At 63.4% G+C, this 3520-nt stretch carries 3 protein-coding genes; 1 reads left to right on the top strand and 2 read right to left on the bottom strand.

The genetic code is table 11. The annotated features are described in order from the left end of the window. Positions 1-6 precede the first annotated feature (6 nt). Positions 7-615, bottom strand: coding sequence for an SDR family NAD(P)-dependent oxidoreductase (locus QM590_RS25720; protein WP_269596883.1), 609 nt, complete (start codon positions 613-615; stop codon positions 7-9). Positions 616-712: 97 nt separating this feature from the next. On the opposite strand from QM590_RS25720, the gene QM590_RS25715 reads away from it, so the two are divergent. Continuing rightward, positions 713-1321 carry a TetR/AcrR family transcriptional regulator gene (locus tag QM590_RS25715; protein ID WP_269596882.1) on the top strand — a complete coding sequence of 203 codons (609 nt, stop codon included), beginning with the start codon at positions 713-715 and terminating at the stop codon, positions 1319-1321. Between the two features lie 148 nt (positions 1322-1469). On the opposite strand, the gene QM590_RS25710 is transcribed toward QM590_RS25715, so the two are convergent. Beyond that, positions 1470-3101, bottom strand: a complete 1632-nt coding sequence (locus QM590_RS25710) for a tyrosine-protein kinase domain-containing protein (RefSeq protein ID WP_269596881.1) — start codon at positions 3099-3101, stop codon at positions 1470-1472. Positions 3102-3520 lie beyond the last annotated feature (419 nt).

Genomic DNA, 3520 nt, shown 5'->3' with positions numbered 1-3520 from the left:
AATCAATCACACCGTGGCTCTAGAACACGGTGGCCCGACTATCGGGGACCTGCCAATGGCACCGAGTTTGCTGGTGGAGTAGGCCATCCGCCCGGCCGTCACCGTTTTGGGCTCGGGAAACGCGGAGGGGCGTGCGATGGCCTCCGGGGACGTCCACTGTGGTGCGGGCACCAATCCGCCGGTATGCCGGAAATCGCCGAAGTGGGTGTCGCTGACCGTGATCACGACACGTGCCGGTGTGACGAACCGGTGCCGAAGCAACTCGATCAACAGATGGTTGGCGTAGATGTTGACTGCGAACGTGGTCTCAAGACCGTCGCCGGTCACGTGGACGTTGTCGACGAACTGCACTCCTGCGTTGCCCGCGAACCCCTTCAGCGGCGGGAGCGTCCCGTCGTCGACGAGCTGCAGGATGCGCGCGGCACCGGCCCGGATGCTCGCCACATCAGCGAGGTCGGTGTCGATGACCGTGACGTGGTCGGAGATGGCGCGCAACCGATCGGCGAATCCCGCCGGGCCCGCACCCCGGGCCAGGACCACCAGGTGCAGGTCGCGATCTCGGCGTAGTAGTTCTTGGGCAGCGATGAGCCCGATGCCGCGTGTAGCTCCTGTCATGACCAAGCTGTGCATAGGACGACCCTTCGTTTGAGTTGACGTTGTCCACTCAGTAGACCGAATTCAGTGGACGCTGTCAACTGATAGATTCGGTGGCGTGACGAAGCGAGCGGACAGTGCGGCGCAGACACGGCAGTCACTTCTTCGTGCGGCCGCTGAGTTGCTGGATCTGGGCGGTCCGGAGGTGGTGACACTCCGAGCGGTCGGCGATGGCGCGGGAGTGTCACGATCGGCGGCCTACCGGCATTTCGTGGACAAGGACGCACTGCTGATGGCGCTCGCCACCGACGCGTGGATGCTCCTCGCCGACACGCTCGAGGCCATCGTGGCCGACAGCGACATGGATGCCGACGACGCGATTTCCACAGCGCTTGCAGCGTTGTCCGATCTGGGTGGCGCGCGACCCCACCTCTATCGATTGATGTTCACCGGGCCGGCGGCAGCACCGGCGTCGGTGTCTGCGATCTCGGTGGCCGAGCGGGCACAGGACGCCTTCATCGACTTGGTGAGCCGGGTCTGCGGCGAATCACGAGCACGACCGATCGCCGGGGTGCTGTTGGCCGCCGCACACGGACTCACCGACCTCGATGTCGGTGGTCACCTGCCGCCGGACAAATGGGGTGCCGACCGCGCCCACCTCACGCGCCTACTGGTCACGATGATCCCCCACGACGGTGAGCGTCGCGAGAACAGCGACCGCGCTTAGCCTTTCAACGCCCGCCCTTCCGACGGACGTCGTGGCACAGAGATCTGGCGGATGCTCGCGCTCAAGGGATCCTTGCGGGGTTGTCACCAGCGCGAGTGGACGTTCCGAGCAGAGCTCTGCGATCGTGATGTACACGATCGCCCAGAATTCACTTCCTCAGACCGGGGTTTTCGATGCCGTTCCTGGGCACGTCGCCGGGTGCCTCCGGGCGACGTGCACGAGAGTACGGCGCGGAGGCGGGAGCTGCGGTGCGTGCGGCTGCGCTCGGCGCAGCTGATGCGGTCTGGGTCGATCCGGGGCGGACCGAGGCCGGTTGCGGCGCAGCAGGTGCCGCGGCTGGGATCAGGGGAGCAACCGGAGGAGCCGGAGCTGCAACCGGAGCCTGCGGTGCAGGAACCGGCGGTGCCGTCTGCCGCGGCAGGCTGGCATCGGCCGAGTAGTTGTACGAGTAGCTGTACATGTCGCCCTTCTTCGAAGGCGTCAATGCCAGCACCACACCCAGAACGTGCGCTCCGATGGTTTCGAGGTTGCCGATGGCCCTGGACAATTCGTTGGTCTTGGTATGTCCGTAGCGAGTTACGAGCAGAGCGCCGTCACTGTGGGTGGTGAGGACTGCCGAGTCGGTGACCGGCAATAGCGGAGCGCCGTCGACGATGACGTAATCGAACTTGGAGCGAAGCTCCACCATCAGCGCGCGTGACGCTTCCGAACCCAACAGCTCGGACGGGTTCGGCGGCAGCGGGCCGGACGCCAGTGCCTGCAGACCCTCGTATCGGGTGGGCTGCAGCACCTCGTCCACCTTGGCCTGTCCGGCGAGCGCGGTGCTCAGACCGACCGATCCGATGAGACCCAGGTACTTCGATATGCGGGGACGACGCAGATCGCCCTCGACGAGAACGACATGATGACCGGCCTCGGCAAGCGAGATAGCCAAGTTGACCGCAGTGGTCGTCTTGCCCTCGCTGGGAATGGCGCTGGTAACGACGATGACGCGCGGCGGATGGTCGACTTCGAGGAACTGCAGGTTGGTGCGGAGCTCACGGAAAGCTTCGGCGCTGGACGACTGTGCAAGATCCTGGAAGTCGACGGCCGGATGTGTCTTGCGCTCCTTGTCGAACGGGATGGTGCCGACAAGTGCCTTACCTGAGATCGACTCGATTTCCCTGCGATCCTTGATGGTGTTGTCCAGACGATCACGCAGCACTGCAAGTGCGATACCGAGCAACAGGCCAACGGCGGCACCGAGGGCGAGATTGCGCTTGGTCTTCGGGCTCACCGGGGTTGCGGACGCGTCGGCCTGCTGGAAGGTCTTCACTCCGGCCGACGGAGTTCCCCCGCCCTCGGGGGTTTCGAGCTCGCGCACCTGGTTGGTCAGCTCGGTTGCCATCGCATTGGCAATGTCGCGGGCAATCGCCGGCGATGCATCGCTGACGGTGATGTCGAACAGAACAGTGTCGGGGGTCGACGACGCCTTGACCTTGGCGGCCAACTGCGATGGCGTCAATCCGAGTGGAAGGACGTCGAGCACTCGGGCGGCCAATGCCTCGCTGGTCACCAATTCCGAGTACGAGGCCACACGCTGCTGAGAGAACAGGTTGCCCTGGTACGTCTCACTCACCGATGTGCCGCCCGACGTGGAGACGAACATTCTGGCGCTCGACTCGTACAACGGCGTCGTAAGCAGGGACGCACCCAACGCCCCCAGGATCGCTAGGATCACGGTGCCGGCGATGATGACCCACCGCGCCTTCAGGATTCTCAGATAATCCTGTATCTCCATGCTTGGCGCTCCTCGTTCGTTTCGTACAACGCGCAACGTGTCACTGCGTGGCTCAATCGTTACATAGCTGATTGTTTTCTGTGCACCGGATGAGCCAGGGCGCAGACCGAGTCAATTCATTCGTTCGATATACGAACACAATTAAGCGATTGCCCCGTTGTTACGTTTCACTGCATCAGCCGCGCCCATTTGAGGCATCCGAACCACGCTGCTCGACTTCTGCTCGACTTAATGATTCGACCCGCTTAACCGGGACAGCAGCCAGAGTTACACCTACCACGACAACCGAGGTGATTCTCGACACTATGCGGATGTCAAGAACCTTCACCTGCAGATCGGCACGTCGCTGCTGTCGTTCTCCCAATCGGGACTGCCCCGGCTTTGGTTGACATCTGATCTGTGAGGATCGCTCCTCACGG

This window comes from Rhodococcus sp. IEGM 1372, from assembly GCF_030056835.1.
In the GTDB taxonomy this organism is placed as follows: domain Bacteria; phylum Actinomycetota; class Actinomycetes; order Mycobacteriales; family Mycobacteriaceae; genus Rhodococcoides.
The sequence above is the reverse complement of the archived record's forward strand: the minus strand, read 5'-3'. Positions and strand labels throughout refer to the sequence as shown.